The organism is Pseudoalteromonas sp. RW-H-Ap-1, assembly GCF_048318575.1.
In the GTDB taxonomy this organism is placed as follows: Bacteria; Pseudomonadota; Gammaproteobacteria; order Enterobacterales; family Alteromonadaceae; genus Pseudoalteromonas.
The window spans coordinates 2,298,117-2,321,729 of the sequence record NZ_CP166996.1; the positions used below are offsets into that span (position 1 = coordinate 2,298,117).

Annotated in this window: 21 protein-coding genes, 1 other RNA gene and 2 pseudogenes; 15 read left to right on the forward strand and 9 right to left on the reverse strand. The window is 38.9% G+C overall.

Annotated elements, in window-relative coordinates:
• Positions 1 to 51: 51 nt before the first annotated feature.
• Together mnmC and AB8618_RS10955 are read left to right on the forward strand one after the other, a co-directional pair.
• Complete coding sequence (gene mnmC / locus AB8618_RS10950; RefSeq protein WP_413402709.1) at positions 52 to 2,061, forward strand: bifunctional tRNA (5-methylaminomethyl-2-thiouridine)(34)-methyltransferase MnmD/FAD-dependent 5-carboxymethylaminomethyl-2-thiouridine(34) oxidoreductase MnmC; 2,010 nt, start codon at positions 52 to 54, stop codon at positions 2,059 to 2,061.
• Positions 2,062 to 2,350: 289 nt separating this feature from the next.
• Positions 2,351 to 2,986, forward strand: a complete 636-nt coding sequence (locus AB8618_RS10955; protein WP_413402711.1) for an SDR family oxidoreductase — start codon at positions 2,351 to 2,353, stop codon at positions 2,984 to 2,986.
• On the opposite strand, the pseudogene AB8618_RS10960 reads toward AB8618_RS10955, so the two are convergent.
• Positions 2,979 to 3,736, reverse strand: a pseudogene (locus AB8618_RS10960) (sulfite exporter TauE/SafE family protein). The gene AB8618_RS10955 and the pseudogene AB8618_RS10960 sit on opposite strands and share 8 nt — an antisense overlap.
• Before the next feature lie 588 nt (positions 3,737 to 4,324).
• Between AB8618_RS10960 and AB8618_RS10965 the strand changes: the two are divergent.
• The 6 genes from AB8618_RS10965 (at position 4,325) to AB8618_RS10990 (ending at position 6,736) form a co-directional block, all read left to right on the forward strand.
• Positions 4,325 to 4,495: a hypothetical protein gene (locus AB8618_RS10965; RefSeq protein WP_409423556.1), complete on the forward strand. Its 171-nt coding sequence runs from the start codon at positions 4,325 to 4,327 to the stop codon at positions 4,493 to 4,495.
• A 5-nt stretch (positions 4,496 to 4,500) separates the two neighbouring features.
• A complete protein-coding gene (locus tag AB8618_RS10970; RefSeq protein ID WP_138586221.1) occupies positions 4,501 to 4,896 on the forward strand; it encodes a type II toxin-antitoxin system YafO family toxin in 396 nt (131 codons plus the stop codon).
• Positions 4,897 to 4,909: 13 nt separating this feature from the next.
• Complete coding sequence (locus AB8618_RS10975; protein WP_409423557.1) at positions 4,910 to 5,179, forward strand: hypothetical protein; 270 nt, start codon at positions 4,910 to 4,912, stop codon at positions 5,177 to 5,179.
• The gene (locus AB8618_RS10980) at positions 5,164 to 5,505 is read left to right on the forward strand and encodes a hypothetical protein (protein WP_409423558.1); all 342 of its coding nucleotides are present in this window, start codon (positions 5,164 to 5,166) and stop codon (positions 5,503 to 5,505) included. The genes AB8618_RS10975 and AB8618_RS10980 overlap by 16 nt, the downstream gene beginning before the upstream one ends.
• A gap of 7 nt (positions 5,506 to 5,512) precedes the next feature.
• On the forward strand, positions 5,513 to 5,839 hold the full coding sequence (locus AB8618_RS10985; RefSeq protein ID WP_409423559.1) for an imm11 family protein: 327 nt from the start codon (positions 5,513 to 5,515) through the stop codon (positions 5,837 to 5,839).
• Positions 5,840 to 5,947: 108 nt separating this feature from the next.
• Positions 5,948 to 6,736: a hypothetical protein gene (locus AB8618_RS10990; protein WP_409423560.1), complete on the forward strand. Its 789-nt coding sequence runs from the start codon at positions 5,948 to 5,950 to the stop codon at positions 6,734 to 6,736.
• Between the two features lie 122 nt (positions 6,737 to 6,858).
• Here the strand turns inward: AB8618_RS10990 and AB8618_RS10995 are convergent.
• The 3 genes and pseudogenes from AB8618_RS10995 to ssrA form a co-directional block, all read right to left on the reverse strand.
• A pseudogene (locus tag AB8618_RS10995) lies at positions 6,859 to 7,107 on the reverse strand (tyrosine-type recombinase/integrase); the annotation flags it as partial.
• Between the two features lie 60 nt (positions 7,108 to 7,167).
• Positions 7,168 to 8,169, reverse strand: a complete 1,002-nt coding sequence (locus AB8618_RS11000) for a Fic family protein (RefSeq protein ID WP_409423561.1) — start codon at positions 8,167 to 8,169, stop codon at positions 7,168 to 7,170.
• 189 nt (positions 8,170 to 8,358) lie between these two features.
• Positions 8,359 to 8,715, reverse strand: a transfer-messenger RNA (tmRNA) gene (gene ssrA / locus AB8618_RS11005).
• A gap of 249 nt (positions 8,716 to 8,964) precedes the next feature.
• Here ssrA and AB8618_RS11010 point away from each other — a divergent pair.
• Positions 8,965 to 10,590 (forward strand): DUF342 domain-containing protein, encoded by a 1,626-nt coding sequence (locus tag AB8618_RS11010; RefSeq protein WP_409423562.1) that lies wholly within the window; start codon positions 8,965 to 8,967, stop codon positions 10,588 to 10,590.
• Between the two features lie 61 nt (positions 10,591 to 10,651).
• Here the strand turns inward: AB8618_RS11010 and rnt are convergent, their stop codons facing one another.
• A complete protein-coding gene (gene rnt, locus AB8618_RS11015) occupies positions 10,652 to 11,323 on the reverse strand; it encodes a ribonuclease T (protein ID WP_413402715.1) in 672 nt (223 codons plus the stop codon).
• Positions 11,324 to 11,511: 188 nt separating this feature from the next.
• Here rnt and AB8618_RS11020 point away from each other — a divergent pair, with 188 nt between their 5' ends.
• Together AB8618_RS11020 and AB8618_RS11025 are read left to right on the forward strand one after the other, a co-directional pair.
• Complete coding sequence (locus tag AB8618_RS11020) at positions 11,512 to 12,390, forward strand: flagellar protein MotY (RefSeq protein ID WP_413402717.1); 879 nt, start codon at positions 11,512 to 11,514, stop codon at positions 12,388 to 12,390.
• 300 nt (positions 12,391 to 12,690) lie between these two features.
• Positions 12,691 to 13,893, forward strand: coding sequence for an aromatic amino acid transport family protein (locus tag AB8618_RS11025; RefSeq protein WP_413402719.1), 1,203 nt, complete (start codon positions 12,691 to 12,693; stop codon positions 13,891 to 13,893).
• A gap of 76 nt (positions 13,894 to 13,969) precedes the next feature.
• Here the strand turns inward: AB8618_RS11025 and ggt are convergent, their stop codons facing one another.
• The gene (gene ggt / locus AB8618_RS11030; RefSeq protein WP_413402721.1) at positions 13,970 to 15,634 is read right to left on the reverse strand and encodes a gamma-glutamyltransferase; all 1,665 of its coding nucleotides are present in this window, start codon (positions 15,632 to 15,634) and stop codon (positions 13,970 to 13,972) included.
• A gap of 108 nt (positions 15,635 to 15,742) precedes the next feature.
• Positions 15,743 to 16,288: a GNAT family N-acetyltransferase gene (locus AB8618_RS11035; RefSeq protein ID WP_413402723.1), complete on the reverse strand. Its 546-nt coding sequence runs from the start codon at positions 16,286 to 16,288 to the stop codon at positions 15,743 to 15,745.
• A 49-nt stretch (positions 16,289 to 16,337) separates the two neighbouring features.
• Here AB8618_RS11035 and AB8618_RS11040 point away from each other — a divergent pair, with 49 nt between their 5' ends.
• Complete coding sequence (locus AB8618_RS11040; RefSeq protein ID WP_008111315.1) at positions 16,338 to 16,703, forward strand: hypothetical protein; 366 nt, start codon at positions 16,338 to 16,340, stop codon at positions 16,701 to 16,703.
• 71 nt (positions 16,704 to 16,774) lie between these two features.
• Here the strand turns inward: AB8618_RS11040 and AB8618_RS11045 are convergent, their stop codons facing one another.
• Positions 16,775 to 18,997 (reverse strand): TonB-dependent receptor, encoded by a 2,223-nt coding sequence (locus AB8618_RS11045; protein WP_413402725.1) that lies wholly within the window; start codon positions 18,995 to 18,997, stop codon positions 16,775 to 16,777.
• Positions 18,998 to 19,370: 373 nt separating this feature from the next.
• Here AB8618_RS11045 and AB8618_RS11050 point away from each other — a divergent pair, with 373 nt between their 5' ends.
• From AB8618_RS11050 to AB8618_RS11060, 3 genes are all read left to right on the forward strand, one after another.
• Positions 19,371 to 19,964: a LuxR C-terminal-related transcriptional regulator gene (locus AB8618_RS11050; protein ID WP_413402727.1), complete on the forward strand. Its 594-nt coding sequence runs from the start codon at positions 19,371 to 19,373 to the stop codon at positions 19,962 to 19,964.
• A gap of 244 nt (positions 19,965 to 20,208) precedes the next feature.
• Positions 20,209 to 21,354 (forward strand): porin, encoded by a 1,146-nt coding sequence (locus AB8618_RS11055; RefSeq protein ID WP_409423571.1) that lies wholly within the window; start codon positions 20,209 to 20,211, stop codon positions 21,352 to 21,354.
• A 12-nt stretch (positions 21,355 to 21,366) separates the two neighbouring features.
• Positions 21,367 to 21,774: a phosphate ABC transporter substrate-binding protein gene (locus AB8618_RS11060; RefSeq protein ID WP_409425581.1), complete on the forward strand. Its 408-nt coding sequence runs from the start codon at positions 21,367 to 21,369 to the stop codon at positions 21,772 to 21,774.
• A gap of 104 nt (positions 21,775 to 21,878) precedes the next feature.
• Here the strand turns inward: AB8618_RS11060 and AB8618_RS11065 are convergent, their stop codons facing one another.
• On the reverse strand, positions 21,879 to 23,504 hold the full coding sequence (locus AB8618_RS11065) for a methyl-accepting chemotaxis protein (RefSeq protein ID WP_413402729.1): 1,626 nt from the start codon (positions 23,502 to 23,504) through the stop codon (positions 21,879 to 21,881).
• Positions 23,505 to 23,613: the final 109 nt, after the last annotated feature.

Below are 23,613 nucleotides of genomic sequence, written 5' to 3' on the forward strand. Positions count from 1 at the left end.
CAAAGAAAACACGTAAAATAATTAAAAAATTATCTATAAATTGAATTGGTCATGATAAAAAACGCCCATATACACTTTAACGACTTAGGCACACCGGTTGCCAATGACTTTGACGATGTTTATTTTTCTAATGACGATGGCCTTGCCGAATCGCATTATGTGTTTTATCAACAAAACAGTATAGATACACGGTTACAAAATCATGACCGTGAACACTTTGTTATTGCCGAAACCGGTTTTGGTACTGGGCTTAACTTTTTAAATGCATGGCTGCAGTTTTCTGACCACTTACAGTGCTCACAAGTTCAAAATGAACAGCCAAATAAAGTGCAACGATTACATTTTATTTCTTTTGAAAAATATCCACTTAGCGTAAATGATTTAAAACAAGCCTTGCAAGCTTGGCCTAGTTTAAGCCATTTAAGCAAGCAGCTCGTTGCCCACTATCCGATTAATTTAAATGGCTGCCATCGGTTAGAGTTTGCCAATGGTCGTGTAGTACTCGACCTCTATTTTGACGACGTACTGGAATGTATTAATAGCATGAGCTACCCACAAAGCGGGCTGGTTGATGCGTGGTTTTTAGATGGCTTTGCGCCAAGTAAAAACCCCGATATGTGGCAGCAGAGTGTATTTAACGCCATGGTTGATATTTCTAGATGCAATGCCACATTAGCCACGTTTACCGCTGCGGGCTTTGTGCGCAGAGGACTAAACGAGGCAGGCTTTAGCATGCAAAAAGCCAAAGGCTTTGGCCGAAAGCGTGAGATGCTAATTGGCACACTCGCTCAAGCCAACCCAAAACAATCAGCCCCCGCCTATTTTGAACATCACCCCTCTTCGCTTTCAAGTGTGGCTGTTATTGGCGGTGGTATAGCGAGCAGTTGCATCCTTTATAGCCTCGCAAAGCGTGGGATAAAAAGCCACTTATTTTGCCAAGATGAAAAACCCGCAATGGGTGCATCGCACAATGTGCAAGGGGCTGTGTATCCGCACTTACAAGCAAAAAACTCCCCACATAGTGAATTATTTGCCCACAGTTTTTTATACGCAAAGCGGCTTTATAATCAGTTACTCAACAATGGCTTTTTGTTTGATCACCAGTGGTGTGGTGTACTGCAACATGCAGTAAAACAGCCATTGGCAGATCGCCATCAAAACCTCGCTGATAAACAACTGTGGCCAGAGCAGCTAATGCGAAATGTGACTGCTGATGAGGGTGATGCTATCGCTGGGGTTAAAACAGGTTACTCAGGAGTGTTTTTTGAACAAGGCGGCTGGGTTAATCCCCCGCAGTTAGTTTATGCAATGTTAGATGCCGCACAGCAATTAAATTCGTTTGAAAGCCTATTTAACTGCCATATTGAGCAATTTAATAAACAACCCGATGGTTGGTACTTAACCACGCAAAAGCAAACATTTGGCCCCTTTAGCGATGTGATTATTTGTACTGGTGAGCACAGTGATGCATTTACGCAAACCAAAACACTTCCCATTGTTGGCGTTCGCGGCCAAGTGTCACATGTTCAAGCAAGCGAGCAATCACGTAAACTTAATACCGTGTTGTGTCACAAAGGCTATTTCACTCCCGCTTATTTAGATCACCATTGTATGGGCGCCACCTTTGAAAAAAATAGCAAAAGCCGTGAAGTGACCGAGCAAGACAACCACACTAACCGCGAGCAATTACTGAGTTTTTATAACAACACTGAATTTGCCACCAGCTTAGGCGATATTAGCTCAGCCAAAGCCGCTGTTCGCTGTAGTTTTATTGACCACTTACCTATGGCCGGTGAATGGGTGGAGCAAACTGATTATATACATGCATTTGCTAATTTACGTTTAGGCAAGCGCTATCAATATCAGCCGTTAGAAAAGCCACAACAGGGCCTACATATGTTCACCGGCTTTGGCGCGCGAGCATTATGCAGTGCACCGCTATCTGCCGAGCACTTAATTAGTAGTTTAAACAATGAACCTCGCCCACTAAGCGAGCGTGTGAGCCAAGCAATTCACCCAGGCCGTTTTATTGTTCGTGACCTTATTCGTAATAAAATTTAGAGGTAATAATACCTACAAAACCCTTTATTGTAATTATCAAGAACGCAATGTACGTATTAGCTTATACCACCGTAACTATGTAACCGAAGTAAGTATAAGGATCGACTAAAAGTTCTAAAAAACACCTTTAAAGCAGCTAATTTTAATACTCAGTTAAGTAATGACTTTTTAACTAATATGTTTATTTAAATTAGCTCATTTATATCCCATTTACCCTTTAAAAATAATTCCCTACCCCAAGGTCTGTTTGTACGAACAATCTTTACACTATATTGAGAAGGAATTAATTATGAGTAAGACTTTAATTATTGGCGCAAGTGGTCAAATTGGTAAAATGGCTACCAAACTACTTTTAGAAAATGAGCAAAATGTTGTTGCACTTGTAAGAGACAAAAGCAAATTGCATGATTTAGATAGCCCATTTTTAAGTATTGTTGAACAGGATTTAGAAGGTGACTTTTCAAATGCCATTAATGGCTGCGACCAAGTTATCTTTGCGGCAGGTTCCGGTGGAAGTACAGGCACAGATAAAACCGTACTTATTGATTTGTGGGCAGCGACAAGAGCGGCAACTTATTCTAAAAAGCAAGGTGTAAAACACTTTATTATGGTCAGCTCTATTGGCGCAGACGATCCAGATGCAATTCAAAGCGATTTAAAACCCTATTTAGTAGCTAAGCATATGGCAGATAGGCATTTAATTAATAGCGGGCTCAATTATACGATTGTACGTCCAGGCTCACTCACAAATGAGAATGCCTCAAAACTTATTTCTACCGAACGTCCCAAAGATCGCGATAAAGCAATCATTAGCCGTGAAAATGTAGCCCATGTTTTATTTACTATTGCCACAGAGCAAGGCAGCAATCGCTGCATATTTGAAGTATTTGATGGCGACAAACCAATAAAAGCCGCTATTAAGTAAACATTACACTCACCCCTTGCCATGCAAGCTGTATGGCAAGCAGGGTTAAAATAACTTTAAAAATAACCCTAAAACGCGCCACCGATAACTGCTTAAGTAACTTAATCCCTAACCATGTGCCAATGGCTCCGCTTAAAATCATCGCTAGTGTTAACGGCAACCATTGCCAAAAGCTAAAGCCAAGCCCCGCATAAACAACGGCTTTTAAACTATGCTGCAAGGTCATAATACTTGAAAAAGTCGCGGTAAATTTAAGCTTATCGTAATGATTAATATGTAAATAACTCGCTACCAAAGGCCCACTTGCTCCGACAAAAGTCGAGATAAATGCGGTTATTAAGCCCGCTAGTAAGCGCCCTAATCGTGAGTCTTTATTAAATTCAGGAATTGTTCCCCACAATAAATAAATCACAAATAAAGCCACAAACAGCTTCATGCTATCAAGGTTAATATCGCTTACTACTTGGCTTGATAGCCCCGGCCAATTAATCCACCCAGAGTAAAATACAACAACATCGGCTTATCAAGATGGGCAATACTTAACAACAACCGATTGGCATTAGAGCCCAACTGCACTAAACCATGAACCGGCACCACCACCGCCATAGGCATCACCGACGCCATTACCACCAACAGCATTAAACCACCGCCCGCACCAAAAGCCGCCGATACAAACGAAGTAAACCCCGCCAGTAAAATGAGTAACAGCGAAATTAAAGGGGAAATGTGTTCAGCTGTAAAAATATCCATATCTATGCCTGCTGTTAATCATTGACTCATGATACAAAAAATAGGCAAGTAAGCGACTAGTCTTTTAGTGGTATGGGGTTCGGGGTTCGGGGTTCGGGGTTCGGGGTTCGCAAGATAGACCAAAGCACAATAAATTCAATAATTTTAGCCATAAAAAAACCCGCGGCTTGACTGCTCAAGTTGCGGGTTTTTTAGGGTTTTTAAACAAACGAATTTAAAAACCGTTATTGGTGGGCTGGGGGAATTTGAACCCCCGTCCGAAAAGCCTCGATTATTACATGCAACCAGTAAAAAGAGGTACTTACTTGTAAATCATAAACTTAGTTACTTATAGTACCTTTTAAAGTCTTGTGTAATCTTTTAAGTTTGGGCATTATATGGGCATTATCGCTGGGCTAAACGGTACTACAACTACTTGTAGTCAAAAAGGCCTTTGCAGCATGTTAAAGATATAAATTAATTGCTACCCTAAAATTATTACTAGATGCATTAGCTATAACTGGTTGCTTTATTTAGCAGAAGCCAATTTAATTTAGAATAACATTGATAAAATTCGTGAAATAAGTTTAATGATAAAGGAATAACATTATGAATAGTAGTAAAACCACATTAGTTAAAAAAGAGAAACTAGTTGTTAATAGTAATCAAAAAGCACAACTTAGTGATTATGAGTTAAGTAAAATAGCCTCAAGAATTGAAGATGAAGTAAGCGCAAGCCAAAATACTAAAGCGACAGTTAAAATTTTTGAAGTGGAGTAAAGTATATGGATATACGCGTTTTTGTAAGTGAAGAAGTAAAAACAAGCTCCTCACAACCAGTATTAAAAAAAATTGTTGATGAATTTAAATTATACAAAAGTGGACAAGGAAGGCCAGCCCACTTTGGTCGAGATGTACCTTATGACTTTCCATTTTCAGTCAGAGAGTCAGGGCTTGCTCATGTTCACTTAAAAGATTCAACATCAAAAAATTGGCATTTGAAAAAAGTATCATTTAGCAAAACGAGCAATACAGCTTTAATTTACTGCCAAGGTGCTGTTCAGAAAAACTGTTACTTCCTAATCTCAATTTTAGAAAATGCACATGAAACATATCGAGTTAAACCTTTATATTTAGAGTACTTAGCAGAGAGAGCTGAAGTGTTTAGAGAAAAATTTTAAATAGGGAGTATTTATGAAAAATATCAATTGGTTTACTGATGAACCATCAGAAATAGGTCTTCACTTTGTAGCTGTAAAATATGGTGAAGGAGCTGGCACATTCGATTTTATAGAGTGGAATGGTACTGAATGGTTAACTGAATATGAAGGTGAAGTTATCGCATACACTACACTGGAGGGTTTAATAAGAGATAGCGATATTGCATGGCCTGAAGAAATAAAAGAAGTGACTACCAAAACAGACTCAAACTTAGACACTAGCAGCCTATGGGAAGAGATGTAAAGAAAAAGTTTAATAAAGCATATGGGGTTAATATAAATCCTGATTTATATCTTTATCTTAATGAAACAGGTTTCGAGCAAACGATGCAATTAACACAGGGCCAAATATTACTTTTTGATGGTCATTCCATGAAAAATAATTGGCGCACTCTGGGAGTTAATTGGCTTATTGATGAACATAATAAAGATGCCGCACTTCAAATACCAGATATTGCAGGATTAGGCTCTACGTCTTATGTTTTATGTTTTATGTTTTATGTTTTATGTTTTATGTTTTATGTTTTATGTTTTATGTTTTATGTTTTATGTTTTATCAAAAGAAGTTAAAGCAATAATGGAACCTAGTTTAGGAGACAATATTGAGCATCTTAATTGCGATTTAAATGGTGAAACTTGGTACGCGCTAAACCTCATTGGTTTTGAAGATGCTTTAAACCACGAACTTACTGAACATAATTATAATAAACGGGGTGAAATCAAGATGATAAAACCGTTTAAGCGCTTAGTAATAGACAAGTCAAAAATAGAAAATACAGCTTTATTTCGCACGAAAGAAACGGGATTAAGTTATATAACTACAGATGCAAAAAATAGTTTTTACTCTTTAGTTAAAGAACATAATCTTACTGGAATTGAATTTCATGAGATAGAAGTTGTTTAATATCACAACTAATGGTCAATTATTCTAATTCATGGAGCATAGATTTAAGCTTGTCGATTTAATAATGTTAACTTATAAATCTAGCTCCTCATATACCTAGGCGTTAAAATGGAAAGAAATCAATTCACTTTCATGCAAATGAACACACCTTCTCATCTACTATATGCATATGATGAGCTTGCACTCACAATTAAGAAAAAAGCACGAATGCCTGATGTGGACAATATTTTCTCTGTTTCTTATGACAAACATGAGCTTAGTGGGGAGTTTATAGGGCTAAATTTGGCTTTAATGAATATGAATGCAGCGATTTTAGAAGGGAGCCTTCGCTCTCTACTTTGTGAAGTAATCCAACGTAATTCCGAATCCTTAGGAGAGCATTCCATAGCTAATTCTGCTGAGTCTGAATATTTAATATTAACTCGATCTTATGACCTACTTAAGCGTTTTCAAGAAGATGTTGAGTTTCAAGGTGGGTGGGATAAGCTAAAACGTCAGTATAAAGAATATTTAGGGGTCAACCTCGATAGTATTCTAGATAAAGAAAAAACGTTGGCAATAAACTCTATTTTTACACTTAGGAATATCGCAGCTCATGGAACCAGCTACATTATTCCCAAGGATACTTTAACTGACGATGATAAAGGAACTTACCTCTTTAAATGGCAATCGAAGACTCAATCATTAACCGTTTATACAAAAAAAATATTTCAGTCAGACGTGCTTACAGCTTTAACACACCCGTGTTTCGCATGTCATTATATGGATCTGATAAAGGAACTTATAGAATGTATTTTTAGAGAAGACCTTCCACCTAATGCTAAATTGCTTCTCGATAATATTCGTTCGTATTCATTTGGCTATAGAAATTTTGGTCCTGTAGTGCTTGAAAAATAGCTACAAAACATTATACATAGAAGCTCTTGTAAGCTTCTATGTAGTGGCCTATTTTTTCAAAATGATAACAATTTTATTTAACATTCAATACAAAGCACGGTCAAGTTATCGTTATATCTATTTTAAAAGCCAATTTTAGGACCTAATCTAACTGCATCCTCTAAATGGCTTGGCGCAAAGTGCGCGTAAACCATAGTTTGCTCAACCTTTGCATGGCCAAGTATTTGCTGTAACACTAAAATATTACCTCCGTTCATCATAAAATGACTTGCAAAAGTATGCCTTAAAACATGACTACATTGCCCTTTTAGCAAATTAATATCTGTTTTATTTACCGCCCTTTCAAATGCCTTTCTACAATCAGCAAATAATTACCCTGACTTTTTAGGGAGCTAATTAAACAACTGCACTCGTTTAGCGGCTGTTTAATATTAAACGGGTGAATTGACCTGCCAATACCCTGTTTTCTTAGCGCCAATACGAGTTATCAAACCTGCGTCTTTCAAAAACTTTACTCGCCTTTCAATAGTGCTTTGAGACTTACCACATTTTTCAGCAAGCTGTGCATTAGTTTTATAGCGGTCTTGTTGAATAAATATCAAAATATCTTTATCAAGCTTAGAGAGTTTTAAACCTTCATTTAAACCGTCATTTAAACCGTCATCTGACGTTATATTATTCGCCTCTGAAATTGCGTCATAAATCATCTGCAACATAAACTCTATAAAAGGAGCGCTATCGGTTTGTTGCGTGCTTTGGCGGATCGCTAAGTAGTAATTGTCTTGGTGTTGATAAACCATACTTTCTACAGGAATATTTATGAACACTTCATGCCACTTAGACAAGATTAGCGTTTGCCATAAACGCCCCATTCGGCCATTACCGTCAGAAAAAGGATGAATAAACTCAAACTCGTAGTGAAATACACAACTTGCAACAAGTGGATGAACATCACTACTTTCTAGCCATTCTAATAGGTCAGTCATTAATTTTGGCACACGTGTGGCTTGTGGTGCCATGTGTACAACTTGCTCTCCTGACATTACCCCCACTCCTTCTTGACGATACATACCTGCATCTTTGACTAAACCTTTCATCATCAGCAGATGTGCTGCAAGTAGATGAGTACCATTTTCGGGTTGCCATTGAGGGAGCGATTCGTAAGTACTAATTGCATTATGCGCTTCTTGCACTTCTTTAGGTGGTGCAATAACACGCTTACCATCGAGTATCGCGGTGATTTGCTGCTGTGTGAGCGTACTGCCTTCAATCGCGAGTGAGCCTTGTACTGTTCGCATTCGATTTACTTTACGCAAACGAAGTAGTTTCTCTTGCTCTTGCTGCACTGTTAGGCGACCTATAGACTCACTAATTTGAGCCACTAAAGACAGAGTTTTGTTTGATAAAGTAAAAGGCGGTAAATAGTTAGGCATTATTATAATTCATTGCTTAGGTGTTAGGGGTTTAATAGCACGCATTAAAATAGCACCTTAAAACTCAATTTGTACAGTAAGCAATCAGCTTTTGTAAAACTATGTTTATAAAAAAACCCGCAAGGCTCGAATTAACTAGCGTTGCGGGTTTTTTAGGGTTTTTAAACAAACGAATTTAAAAACCGTTATTGGTGGAGCTGGGGGGATTTGAACCCCCGTCCGAAAAGCCTCGACCGTCGGTACTACATGTTTAGTATTGTCATTTAATTAACCTTTAAATCCCGGACAAACACGGTAGATAAAGGCGAGGCCGCTTAGTTTTAACGCTTCAACCCCGGCCAGGGTTTCCGTCGCGATCAGGTGTTAGGGTGACACTCCAAAATCCAGTCCACAAGAATACATGGAAGGAGCGCTAGCCAGCCTAAGCTGCTAGAGAGTAGTTATCGTCGTTTGCGATTACTTTAAATTGCGGCTTTTTTACGAGGCAAACCGCACCTCGACATGCACCTCGGGCTTCTTGAATTCCGTCGAATCCTAATCAGCCCCTGAATAAGGTTACTCATTCAGAGTGTGCAAGCAGTATAACCGAGTAACCTACGAATACTCAACACCTTAGGCGTTTTATTTTATTGGTTGGTTAATCATGCATCAAACACACATGTAAATGTAAAATATTGGACAGTTAAGAAACAATTACTTAACAATCATGGTGCTTTATGCTCAAATGCAAGGCTAGACCTTGGTCTAATAAATTATAAAAAATAATAACAGACATATTACCTAGAGGATTTATAAATGTCGGTTTTTTCTTTTGATGAGCAAACGGGGTATATCTCTTTAGTTTTACACCCTCATGTTTCAGGTTTAGCCTCAACAGCAACACAGCTTATTGAATTAATTGGCCAGTCAGAATATTGCGAGTGTGAGGTTATTGCTAGCAATATTGGTAAGCTGTTTGCTCAAAGTAATACCGAAGAACCCACCTCTTTAGTGATTGCTCAAGCCATTGATGCAAAGCTAACCATAAACATCGATGAAAAAAACATGCTCGTTGAAGCTACCCTAGTTACTGCCAAGGGCGGTAAATTGCTTAGCATGGAACAAGCGATTGAAGAGTTAACACAAGCAGGCATTGTAAAAGGCATTAGCTCTCATGCATTAGAACAGTTATTGGCACAACAGTTTGAACACCCCTCAGGAAGCACGCATTGCGCCGAAGTCGCTTTTGGTCGCGCGCCTAAAGTGGGTAACGATGCCAAATTTGTGCGTCTTTGCTGCACAGCGCAAGACCGCGTACTTAGCCCGCAAGCTAAGGGCGGTGGTAAAGTCGATATGAGAAACCTAGGTGATATTATTACTGTAAAACCGGGATGTGAACTAATGCGACGTATTCCTGCAACACCCGGTGTTGATGGGTTTACTGTATTTGATGATGTAATAACTGCTCCTCCCGGTAAAGAGCATAAATTACAACCCTTTGACGGCACTAAAATTGCGCCCGATAACCCTAATTTATTAATTGCGGATTGTACTGGCGTACCGGTTGCCCTTCCCCGTGGTATGCGTGTTGATGATGTTTTATGTTTTCACAATATTGACCCAAGTACCGGCCATGTTGAATTTGATGGCAGCGTTATTGTCAGCGGTGATATAAAAGATGGCATGCGCGTGACTGCCACTGGCGATATTACTGTTTTAGGTTTTGTTGAATCGGCACAACTAAAAAGTGATAGCGCCATCACAATAGTAAAGGGTGCAATTGGTCGTAAGCGAGAAGCCGATGAGCCATTCACCTGTTCTATTTTCGCTAAACGAACCATTGCGCTTGGTTACTCTCAATACTGCGACATAAAAACGGAGCAAAACTTATTAATAGATCGCCAATCATTACATTGTGACTTGAGTGCCGGAAATCTAATTAGAGTGGGCAGTGCAAAAGATCCCAAAGGTAAAATTATTGGTGGCCATATTCTTGATGCAATGCGCATTGAAACAGGCGAATTAGGGGCGCCAGCAGGGACTAAAACACGAGTTTGCATCGCCCAGCGCTGGTACGTACTAAAACAAAAACAAGCGCAAATCACCGATTTTGAAAAAGTTTTAATTAGTAAGTCAATTGAGCTGCAGCAAGCGCGCCAGCGAATTAATAAACAGGTTGCAAGTTCACAGCGTCAGCAGTTTTTAGATAAAATAATAACTAATGAAGAACACATAGCAAACCGAAGCGCTAGTATCAATCAGCAAAAGCAGTTGCTAAGAAAGAAAATGGCGCAGCTGTTAGCGCTCAGCCGTTTAAAAGTTAATGAGCTTCTGCATCCTGGGGTGGAGCTTAAAATTGCACGAGAATCAATTAGCTTTTCTCGTAATTACCCACCGCATTTAATCACTCATAGTGAAGGTAAAATAACCCAATCGTTTTAATTAAACTAATTAAAAATGGCTCAGCTCACAAAGTAAGTATTCACTATTGTTAACTGAGTTTTTATTGGTTGCTTGCTTCGTCTTCGCTTTGTTGTGTTTCATCTATAGCAAGTGGCCAACCACCTAGTTGCTGCCAACGATTAACAATTAAACAATACAGTTCAGCAGTGCGCTCTGTATCGTATAACGCTGAATGTGCTTGTTTGTTATCAAACTCTATTCCTGCTGCTCGGCACGCTTTAGCTAATACTGTTTGCCCTAATGCCAAACCAGCAAGTGATGTGGTATCAAAACTAACAAACGGATGAAATGGTGTGCGCTTGATATTATTACGCTCAATAGCCGCATTTAAAAAACCATGATCAAAAGCGGCATTATGAGCAACCACCACAGAGCGCTGACACCCTGCGGCTTTTTGCGCTTTGCGCACTACTTTACAAATTTCTTTAATCGCCTCTTCTTCAGGGACTGCCCCTCGAAGTGCTGAAAAAGGCTCAATCCCATTAAACTCAATGGCAGCTTGCTCAATGTTTGCACCCTCAAACGGTTGCACATGAAAATGAACGGTATGATCGATACTAAGCAGACCTTCATCATCCATTTTTAAAACGGATACTGCAATTTCTAATAATGCGTCAGTTTCTTTGTTAAAACCGGCGGTTTCAACATCAATAACCACTGGAAAAAAGCCTCGAAAGCGTTGCGCGAAAAGTGTTTGCTCAGTATTTGCCATAGTATTCTTGGTTTATAGGGATTAGCTGTCTATTATGTCAAAATTGGTGGCCTGTCGGCTAGGAGATTTATTGATTAATTGCAGATAAACTATAGGCATGTTACTTGCTTAGTAATTAGGGTCTGTTGCGTAGTATTTTATGGTTTTTGTCACTTTTTTGGCAGAGCTAGATAACTGGAGAGTTCTCGATGAAGTTTAAGTTGTTATTTATTAGCCTAGGTATTAGTAGTGTGCTGTGTAGTTTGAATACAACTGCGGCGATGCGCCAGTACACGGCTAACCAAGATAATTCAAATTGGAACTTAGTTAAAACGACTCGCTTACAATGCCAATTAAATCATGAAGTTCCCTACTATGGTGAAGCCGTTTTTAAAGCATCAGCCAGTAAAAATAAAGATCTTACTTTTAATTTAGACATGGTCGTGCGCCCAGAAAATTACGCGATAGCTGGTTTAAAAGCGGTGCCACCTAGCTGGCGAGCAGGCCGCCCTGCCCGTGATATTGCTGATATGAAATTACTTAAAAAGTTTGATGGTGAATTAGGTAATAAAACAGCATGGGAAATGCTTACTGAGCTTGAAAAAGGCAACCAACCTACTTTTTACTACCAAGACTGGCAAAATAGTGCCGATAAAATAGCTGTGGGCATGTCTAATGTTAACTTTAAGCAAGCGTATTGGGCATTTTTACAGTGCCGAGACGAATTGCTGCCATACAATTTTGAAGATATTTCGTTCACTATAATGAACTATGAATCGAATAGCAGTAAGTTAACTAAGTCATCGCAGCAACGCCTTGATAAAATTGCTGAGTATTTAAAAAACGACCCCAGTATAGAGTCAATCAGTATTGCATCCTATACCGATAGTTATGGCGGTCGTTGGAATAACCTCGATTTATCTAGAACCCGTGCCAAGGCGATTAAAGATTACATGGTTAGCTTAGGTGTTGATGAAACTAAAGTGGTTACTGAAGGCTTTGGTGAAAAACGCTTTGTAGACACCAATGATAATATTTTAGGCCGTGATAAAAACCGTCGCTTGGTAATTCAAATAGCAAAAATGTAAGTTAAGCTCCCTCCTTTAATGGCCGAATGTGTAATTTAAGCACTTTCGGTCAATACCTATCATTTTAATCATATATATTGTGCGTAACCAATAATCAGTCTATTTAGTTATTAACATTTGGCTTTTTATTTTTTAATTATATTAATGACTTAAATTACATCAGTAAAATATCACTGCTTTTTAAATACAGTTGTAAATAGAAGATTACATTTTATTTTGTCTCTTTTATGACAAAACTATTTAAGTTTTACACAACTAGTTATATCTTGCGTGTCTCTCACGTTTGATCAGGATCATTAAGTGCTTAAAAATAAAACAATAGGTAGCATGTTAATTGTTGCAGGAACTACCATAGGCGCAGGTATGCTTGCCCTACCAATTGCCTCTGCCGGGCTTGGGTTTAATACGGCAATGGTGTTAATTGTCGGCTGTTGGTTACTTATGACCTACACTGCTTTACTTATGTTGGAGCTGCATCAATATGCCCCTCGCGATGCCACTTTAAATACACTGGCTAAGCTTTGGCTTGGTAAACGTGGCCAGTATGTGGCTAACTTTTCGATGATATTCTTATTTTATGCACTGTGCGCTGCTTACATAGCAGGTGGTGGTGCTCAACTACAAGAGCGCATTAATACTGGGTTTAATCTTAGTATTGCTCCACAATTAGGCTCAGTTATTTTAGCCGTGCTAATTGCAGGCGTGGTGACTTTAGGCACTAGTAAAGTAGATAAGCTTAACCGAGTACTATTTAGTGTAAAAATAGTGGTTTTGGCTAGCTTGTTTTATATGCTAACACCTTATGTACATGGCCAACATTTGTTGGAAATGCCTGTTGAGCAAGGGCTGATACTATCGGCTATTCCGGTGGTATTTACCTCTTTTGGTTTTCATGGCTCTATTCCTTCTATTGTTAAATACGTCGGGCTTGATATAAAAACCTTGCGCAAAGTTATGATTGCAGGCGCCTCTTTACCACTGGTTATTTATGTATTTTGGCAAGTATTAAGCCAAGGCATAATGAGCCAAGAGCAATTACTACAAAGCGAAGGGTTAACTGGGTTTGTAGCCAGTGTGGCCAATATTGCCAATAACGCCAATGTCTCTACTGCGGTTAAATTGTTTGCTGACTTAGCCCTAGCAACATCATTTTTAGGGGTGAGCTTGGGGTTATTTGACTTTTTTGCTGACACATTTAAAAAAGCAGATACGGGCACAGATAGAATTAAAACAGCACTTATTACTTTTGTGCCTCCTCTTGGATTTGCTTTGTTTTACCCGCAAGGCTTTATTATGGCATTAGGCTATGCAGCCATTGCTTTGGTTATATTGGCAGTATTTTTACCCGTTAGCATGGTGTACAAGCAGCGTCAGGGCGTTGAAAAAGAGGGCTATAAAGTACGCAGTGGTAACATTGGTTTGGCCATAGCCGCTTTGTGCGGTATTTCAATTATTAGTGCGCAATGCCTGCAAATGGCAGGCTTAATACCGGCAATAGGCTAATCTTTATAGTTGTTCTAACGTGTGCACCCCAATGATGATTTTGGGGTGCATACCATTAAAACAGCAATTATTAACGTTAAAATACTATCGCTTGCCCTCTTCCGCTTTGCTCAGATGCCGCATCTAATTTGCCATCATTATTAATAATCACGTGCATATCACCAAAGTGACGCTCATCCACTGTATAACCCATTTTTATTAGCTGTTGCTTGACTGAAACATCTAATCCCGAGTGCGCTCTAATTACATTTTTAGGCCATAACTGATGATGAAATCGCGGACTATTTACTACATCATCTGCGCTCATATTAAACTCAATTGCGTTGAGTATTGATTGATACACAGAGCTAATAATAGTGGTACCGCCGGGCGACCCTGTTACCATTTTCACCTGATTATTACTGAGTAAAATAGTTGGGGTCATAGAGCTTAGCATACGTTTATGCGGCTGAATTTCATTTGCTTTTCCGCCAATGGCGCCAAATACATTCATAACCCCAGGTTTAGCGCTAAAATCATCCATTTCATCATTGAGAATAAAGCCTGCGCCTTCTACGACCACGCCGCTACCAAACCCTAAATTAATAGTAGTGGTATTAGCAACTGCATTCCCCATGTTATCAACAATAGAAAAGTGGGTGGTTTGCTCGCTTTCTTTTAAACCTGGTTTAATATTTTCGGTAGTTGAAATGGCCTTTAAATCTATACTGTTGCTACGGTTTTTAAGATAATTTTCTGCAAGTAACTTAGCTGCAGGCACTTGGTAAAAATCAGGATCGCCCAAGTACTCTGCCCTATCAGCAAACACTCGCTTACCTATTTCAGCAAGTAAGTGCACATACCCAACTGAATTATGTGATGGTGCAGCTATGGGCTTTTTAAGCTCATACATTTTAAGCCATTGTAATATAGCAATACCGCCGGAGCTTGGTGGCGGTGAAGTAAGCACTTGATAGCCGTTCCAGTTTGCTTTTATAGGTGTGCGAGACTTTGCGCGGTAATTTTTTAAATCGTCTTGAGTAATAATACCGCCATGTTGCTTCATAAAGTTTGCGATGATCGTTGCAGTTTCACCTTGATAAAAGCCATCTTTACCATTATCGCGAATGCGTTTAAGTGTCGCTGCAAGTTCAGGTTGCTTAAAAAGCTTACCAGATGTAGCGCTTGCAAAATAATTGGCAAAGTTTACTTTAATGTTTTTATTGTTTAGATGTTCTATGTAGCCCTTAATTAACAGAGCCAACTTTTCAGGCACCACAAAACCTTGCTCTGCTAATGTTACCGCAGGCTGTACCAAGGTTTTCCAAGGTAGTGTGCCATGCTTCTTATGAGCCAACCACATACCAGCGACACTACCCGGTACACCGCTGGCATGAATACCATAAATAGACTTATTGGCAATAACTTGCCCTTGCTGGTCTAAATACATATCACGATGCGCGGCGTTCGGTGCAGTTTCACGGTAATCTATAAAATCACCTTGGCCATCCTTATGAATAAGCATAAACCCACCGCCGCCAATATTACCTGCCTCGGGGAGCGTAACGGCTAATACAAACTGAGCAGCAATAGCGGCATCAACCGCGTTACCCCCCTGCTCTAACACAGCTTTTGCAGCATGCGCACTAAAAGTGTCAGGCATGGCAACGGCGCTTTGTTTAGCCGCTACATTAAAAACACATAACTGTATTACCACAATACTACTGATAATTAGCTTGCGTGGTGAAAAAAGTGATCTCATCCCATATCCTTAGGTTATTTTTATAGATTGATGGCAAACATTAATGCACAGTAACAAACATCAGGTCAATATTTAGACGCTACATTTTTAAAGCTTTGGAGTTTTAGCTCAACTGCACGGCTTTGAATAAAGCGCAGCAGTTAAGTTTGAGCCATCATCAGTATGAATATAATAGTGCTGTAGCTGCATACCGAGCTTTTTCATGATGTTAATTGAGCCAACGTTGGCGGTCAGCGCTGTGGCACTGATTGCCTTTACTTGCGACTGTTTTTCAATCGTTGAGCAAATCGCTTGTGCCGCCTCAGTTGCATAACCCTTACCCCAACTCGCTTGTTTAAATCGCCAGCCGACTTCAATATCACTAAAGTCAGGCGTATCTGAAAAAAAGCCCATCGGCCGAACAAGCACCCATCCTATAAAGGTATTGCCTTCACGCAAGGTTACCTGCCATAGCCCCCAACCTTGTTGCTCATTGCGATAAGCGAGCATTCTTGGAATGCCTTTCGTTTTTATATCTTCAAGCGAAGTGGGTTTACCTTGTGTTAAATACTGCATAACGGCTGGGTCTTGATCGAGCTCGAATAATTTCTGCCAATCTTTTTCGTCCATTAATTTAAAACTTAATCGTGTTGTTACAGCTATGTTCATTTTCATTGTTGTATAGTTACCTCTGAAATATATTTTTCACTAAAGGAGATAGTCAATGAAGAAATTAGCAGGTTTAGCATTATTAGGCACTTTAATTACACTAACAGGGTGTGAAGATGCCAACGAAGTGAAACAAGACGCCAAACAAACGAGCGCTGAAGTTCAAGAAAAGCTAAACGAAACGTGGAACGACGTTAAAGAAAAAACCAATGAGCTTAAAAATGACGAGTCATTTAATGAGCTACTCGAAGAGAGTAAAGCGATGGGCTTAGACATGTACGATGACGGCAAAGAAGTAGCTGTTGATGCATGGATCAAAAGCAAAGAAGCGGCTGGCGAGCTAACTGAAAAAACGAAGCAAAAAGCACGTGAAATTGCAGCAGAAATTGAGCAAGCACGTGAAGAGCATAAAGAAGGTTAATTATTTTTAACCATAAAAAAAGGTAAGCCATGGCTTACCTTTTTTGTATTATTTTTAGAGTAAATTATGGATTATAGTTCAAAGTCTTTTTTGAATTTTAAACCAAACTCACTACGGTCATTGCTGCGCATTACGCCAACAAAACCAGTTTGCTGCAGGCGACCTACATCGTAAACTTCGTTTAATACGTTCTCACCATATAGCGTTACTTCCATATCGCCGTATGGATTAGTGTAAGAAATATTAAAACCAACTAGCTCACGCGAATCAATCGTTTCACTTTTATTGAAAACTGACTGACCTTGCATTTCACTACGGTACGAGTAGTTGGCATTTAATGCAACCGTGCCACCATTGCTTAAATCAACAAAGTAAGATGGAGCAACCATCACCGTCCAACGAGGTGTCAGTGCTGGTGAGTCACCTTTACCAATACCTTGTACACCTTCAGCTACTTCTGTAATTTCAGAATCTAAGTAACCTACTGCAGTGCGAATAGTAAAGTCGTCGGTTAGTGCAATTGTGGTTTCAAGCTCAATACCTTGCGCTTTAGACTGGCCTGCATTTTCAACGATAGTTACAAAGCCACCGCCCGCGGTTGGATCTGAGAATGGCAGTGCTAAATCAGTGTAGTCAGTAACAAACATTGCAAGCATCATAGATACATTTTCATGTACCTGGCCTTTTAAACCAATCTCGTAGTTAACTGCTTTGGTTTCATCAAACGATACAAACTGATCCGGACCACCAAATGGGCGCGGTGGAAAGCCACCTGTTTGGTAACCTTTTTGCACTTGACCGTATACATTCATATTATTGCTAAGCTGGTATGAAGCATTAATGTCCCATGTCACTGCATTAAAGTCTGCACTAATGTCTTTACGTTCAGGGAAGGTTGGGAAAATAGCATTCGCATCTTTTTTATCTTCTGAGTAACGAAGACCACCGCCGATTGTTAAATCATCAGTTAAATCGTAACTACCGTTGATGTAAGCTGCGTATGAGTTTGTTTCTTGATTAATTTCAAAAAATCCAAAGCCACCAAATGAAGGAGTAACACCATCATTTAGCACACCATCTGGTGTATTAAACGGGCTAAATACAAAATCTTCAGAGCGAGTAAAGCCATCTTCATTAAAGAAGTATAGACCCGATACAAAGTCCATTTTATCAAACGTGGCGTTTAGCTGAAGTTCAAAAGAGTATTGATCTGCACCGCCTACTTCTGGGAACTCAGATAAGTTAAGTGGTGATGCATCATCATCTAAACCACCTTCATATTCAGAAGTACGGTAGCTTGAGATAAACTTGGCTGTATATGTGTTATTAATCGCCCAATCAGCTGTAAATGACGTACCCCAACCAGAATATGAGGTTGATTCAATACCGGCAACTGTTGTGCCTAAATCATCAGGATTAGATGGAAGTAGGTCTTCAGTTAATAATGGGAAATCGCCATTAAAGACATCATTTGAATCTAATGAATCTGTCAGTTCAATAGTATAAGGTGATTGACCTGACTCATTATCAACGCCATCTAGCGAGAAAGTAAACGCTAAATCACTAGTTGCATCATATTTAAGTGCTATACGACCACTAAACTCTTGCTCTTCACCAATTTCTTTTTCAGGGTTAGCTAAGTTTACTGCCGTACCTACCCCATTACGTTGTTTGTATGACGCACTGGCTGACATGCTTAAATCGTTAGTTAGTGCATTATTAAAGTAAATATCACCCGCAACTCGACCACGACTGCCCACTTTAGCGGTTGTTGTTAGAATACCTTCATCACCAGGTTGTTTAGTAATTACGTTTACTGCACCACCTAATGTGTTACGGCCATAAAGTGTGCCTTGTGGCCCACGAAGTACTTCAACACGCTCAACATTAGGAAGTGATAAATTAGATCCCATTTGACGGCCTAAATAAACACCGTCTAGGTAAACACCTACACCTGGATCTGTAGTTATAATGTGATCTTGCAAGCCAATACCACGAATGAATACTGAGGCATGTGCAGCATTACCAACACCATAACGAGTAATGTTTAAGTTAGGAACGTATTTACCAATATCTTCTAAGTTACCCATATTGGCTTTATCAATAAGGTTAGCACCTATTGATGTAATCGCAGTTGGAGATTCGAACAAGCTCTCTGTACGTTTACGAGCTGTCACTTCAATTTTTTCAAACGCGTCTTGTTTGGCTGTCGTTTTAGCTTCTTGTGCATTTGCGGAAGTTGTTAGGGCTGCAATAACCGCTAAACTTAACTGTGAGAGGGTGCGTAATTTCAAGGTCTTCTCCAAAGGGTATTAATTTAATTATGCGTTATGCTGTGTAAACATAAATTGTAGGCATAAAAAAAGATGCGTTAGATGCATCTTTCCTCTGGGAGTTTATTATATTACAAAAACGCTACAATATGTACATTTAACTTTAGTTTACGTAAAAATTTATTTTTAGCTTTTTAATCTTAGCCAACTTACCTAAATAGCAATGCAAATTTAGCTTTAAATTAATACTTTAACATTAATTACCACCAGTATTATTTGTTAGTTGAACATGCGCTTTGTTGCGAAAAACACATTAAAGCTATTTAAGATTATGACAATATCCAAACACCCTTTATATTTAAATATACTGCAGAATCATTTTTAGGTGAAAAGCATGACAAAAAAACAGACCACGCAATCAGCTAACATGCTTTTTAACAACAACCACTATAGTCCATTATTTTTTACTACATTGAATAATGACATATTATTAGTCTGTCATTCAGCACTCAATAGTCTTACAAATTACGAACTTTTGAGCCATTTTATGCATACCAATAATTACCAAGGGTTAGTTATCTTTAATATTCCTAAAAATACTGATGCTGCTTCACTAAAAGAGTGGCCAAATTTGAAAGGCCTTTTCTATCAAGATACCAATGAGGAGCTATTTAACAGGGGATTAGAAGCAATTAAACAAGGGGAATTGTGGTTTCCACGTACTATCAGTGATATTTGGATGCGCCAAATGCTCGATTCTGAGCAAAAGACTGCTTTGCAAACAAATAACCTAACCGATAAAGAAATTAAAGTACTCAACCTACTTTTCAGTGGGCTTCATTCCAGTGCTATTGCTGACAGCTTATTTATAAGTGAAGCTACGGTAAGAGTGCACTTACATAAAATTTATAAAAAAATAGCGGTCAAAAATAAACAGCAGGCAATTCGATGGTGCCAAGATAATCTAAAAAATATGAATTCGCGTTAATAACTAGAAAATAATTACTACTTAATGCCTACTGTAGTAAATATCATCTCATTATAAATAAATCAAACAAGTCAATTAGTTACATTACCTGAAAATAAAAAAACCTTACTTTTCAATCACTGCTATGCCTTTTTGTTGCAAAAAAGCAGTAAAAAGGTCTTAATTTATTAATTTTAATTAGAAAAAAGTTAATACTCATCTTATACTGCAACGGGATACACATGAAATTTAAATAGGAATCACAATGAAAAAACTATCAGTTGCAGTAGCAATTTGTTGCGCACTTGCCACAAGCAATGCGAGTGCTGAAGTTCGTATTAATGGGTTTGCTTCTATTGTCGGTGGTAAGTCACTCGATAGTGATCAAACTTTATATGGATATGATGATGATATTTCATTTAAAAATGAAAGCGTATTTGCACTTCAGCTGACCGCTGACCTGCAAGAGAAGTTATCCGCTACAGCGCAGATAGTAGCTCGCGGCGAAAATGACTTTGACGCCGACTTTGAATGGGCATACTTAACTTATGAAATATCTGACGAATTACAAATCAGTGCTGGTAAAATGCGTGCACCGTTTTATCGCTACTCTGATTTTTTAGATGTTGGCTATACCTATCGCTGGGTGCGCCCACCTCAGTCTGTATATAACTTGCCGTTTTCAACCTATGAAGGCCTAAGCCTATTACATACAACTCAACTTGGTGATTGGGACTCTACCCTTCAGGTTATTTACGGAAGCTTCGACGATAACATCGCGGTTGTATCAGTAAATGGGGATACCGAACTTAATGATATTGCAGGATTAAACTGGACATTAAGTTACGATTGGTTCAGTGCTCGCGCTGCTTACTTTGTTGCCGAAACAAGTATTGATATTGAAAATGATACAGCCGAAGGTATGGCTCTTAATGGTTTAGAACAAGCCCTTCGTAGCTCAGGTTTTGTTGATCAAGCAAACAGTATTGCTATTGACGAAGACGATGGTGCATTTTTAGCACTTGGCTTTTCAATTGATTACAACAATATCTTGTTCGACGCTGAATACACACAGTTTGAAGTAGATAACAGTGCGCTCGCTAAGCAAACTCAATATTACACATCTTTAGGCTACCGTATGGACGAGTGGCTTGTTCATTTAACCTATGAAAACAACGATGATGAGCATGATAGTAATCGTTATAATGCACTACCAACTGTTCCACCTTTAAATGCTGGGCTTAACCAAGTTTTGGAGGGCTCTAAAGCTAAGAGTAATGTATACACGATTGGTGCTCGTTATGACTTCCACCCAATGGCTGCCTTAAAAGTAGACTTTAGCCGCCTAAAAGATGATATCTCAAATACTGAAACTGACGTAGTCGCCGTTGGCGTTGATTTAGTATTTTAATTGGAGCGAATGATGAAGAAATTAATTTTAGCCAGTATGCTAACACTATGTAGTACTGCAGCATTTGCTGAAGTTGCAGTAATCGTTAACCCAACGAATGCCAATGCAGTAAGCCAAGATGATATTAAAAAAATATACCTTGGCAAGAGCAAATCGTTTGCTGATGGCACCAAAGTAAACCCTGTTAACCAAAATGGTACTGCAGTGGCAGATGAGTTTAACGACAAACTTGTTGGCAAATCAGGCAGCCAGTTAAATGCTTATTGGTCAAAGCTAGTCTTTACTGGTAAAGGCACGCCTCCAGGTAAACTTGATAATGACCAAGCTGTGATTGATTTTGTTGCTGCTAACGCAGATGCAATTGGCTATATAGACAGCACCAAAGCAAGTGATAAAGTTAAAGTAGTAGGTAAGTATTAACCTGCTAAATTAAAAATAAAAGCCCGCAACAAATACTTTGTTGCGGGCTTTTTTATGCCTATTATTTACAACCTTCATAAAACGTTAAAGTTTAGCCATAACGACTACTCAATTTTAAACTTAGCAGTTGCATCTAATAGATTATCTGAAAGGTAATGTAAGTTTTTTGCCACATCTCTTACCGCTTTGAGTGAACTCATCGTATCTTCAAATGAAACATGCATATTCGATACGTTGTCTACTACCATCGCGGCCACAGAGGTTTGCTCTTCAGTTGCTGCTGCAATCTGCGAGTTCATCCCATTAATTTCTAGTATTTGCTCTGCTATTTTTTCAATCGAGACACCGGTTTGCTCTGCTGCACTGGCATTATCTGTGGCCATGTCTCTTGCAGAAGTCATAGCCGTTACTGACTCATTAGCAGCCACACTTAATGTACTTAGTAACTCACGAATTTCATTGGTTGACTGTGCTGTGCGTGATGCAAGCTCGCGGACCTCATCTGCTACCACAGCAAAGCCACGACCATGCTCACCTGCGCGCGCAGCTTCAATTGCAGCATTTAACGCCAACAAGTTTGTTTGCTCAGCAATGGATGTAATTACATTTAGTATTTGCGATACATTTTTAGTGTCATCGGCTAATTTATTAATGGTGTTGGCCGCTATATTAATTTCATCGCTTAACGTGCGCGACGCATTAACTGACATTTTGACTTGTACACGGCTTTGATCCACTTCTTTTTCTGCTGTTTGCACAGCATTAGATGCATTCGCTGCTGATTGTGAAATATCGCCAACGCTTTGCTTCATCTCTTCCATCGACTGCTTAACAACATCGGCATCGGTGGTTTGTTTAGTAGTTGCTCGCTCTGCTCGCTCCATCCCTTGCACAAGACGGGTTGAATTTTCCATTAGCGGTTCACATACCGCGATAACTTCTAAAACGGTTTCTCTTAGCAGGCTAATAAAAGCATTAAAGTTTATAGATACCTGACCAATCTCATCCTCTGAGTTAACGGCAAGCTTGGTGCTTAATGATCCTTTACCACTTGCTAAAAGGCTTAGGTTATTAGCAGCATCACTGGCTGATGAACCAATATTACGCGCAATCCAAATAGCCATAAGCAAAAGCAATACTAATGATACAACCGCCACAACTAACATTAGATTAAGCGCGTCATCTGAGCGCGCTTTTGTATTGGCAACTAGCTGGAAAAAGCGATCATCTGCTTTTTGTTGTGCGTTTTTAAAGCTGGTTAAAACCGCCTCGAAAAGGCTTGTTTTAAGCTGCGCCTGTTGTTGTATTTTACTAAAATCAGCCGTGCCATTAACCATGCCATTAGCGATAGTTGCAGATATCTTTTCATAATTTTTCAGCCGCGTTTTTGTGTCGCTATCAATATATGATCCATTAATTGTTTCTATTGCGTCCAAATTCAAAATGAGCCGCTGATAAGTTTCACTCGCTTTTGTTACTAACTCTTGCTCACCAAAGGTTACAGCCTGAGTGTATAACTCATCTAACTTTTCTAAAATGCTTACGTTGGCCAAGGTTAATTTAGCTACTTTATAAGAAGATTTCTCCATTTCATCAAGTGATATGCGATTTTCGTTCATAGCAAAGTAATTAACCAAAACAATTACTAAGAATGCGATTATCGCTATAGATGTAATTGCATGTATTTTTTTAGTAATGCTGAGGTTTTTAAAAGAGAAACCTGAAGCCATATTAATTTACCCCGTTTAATTATCTATAGTTATTATCGGCTTAATATAGAAAAATGTTAACTTTATTTTTAACTTTCGACGTTTTTTATACATAAAATTAAATATACAA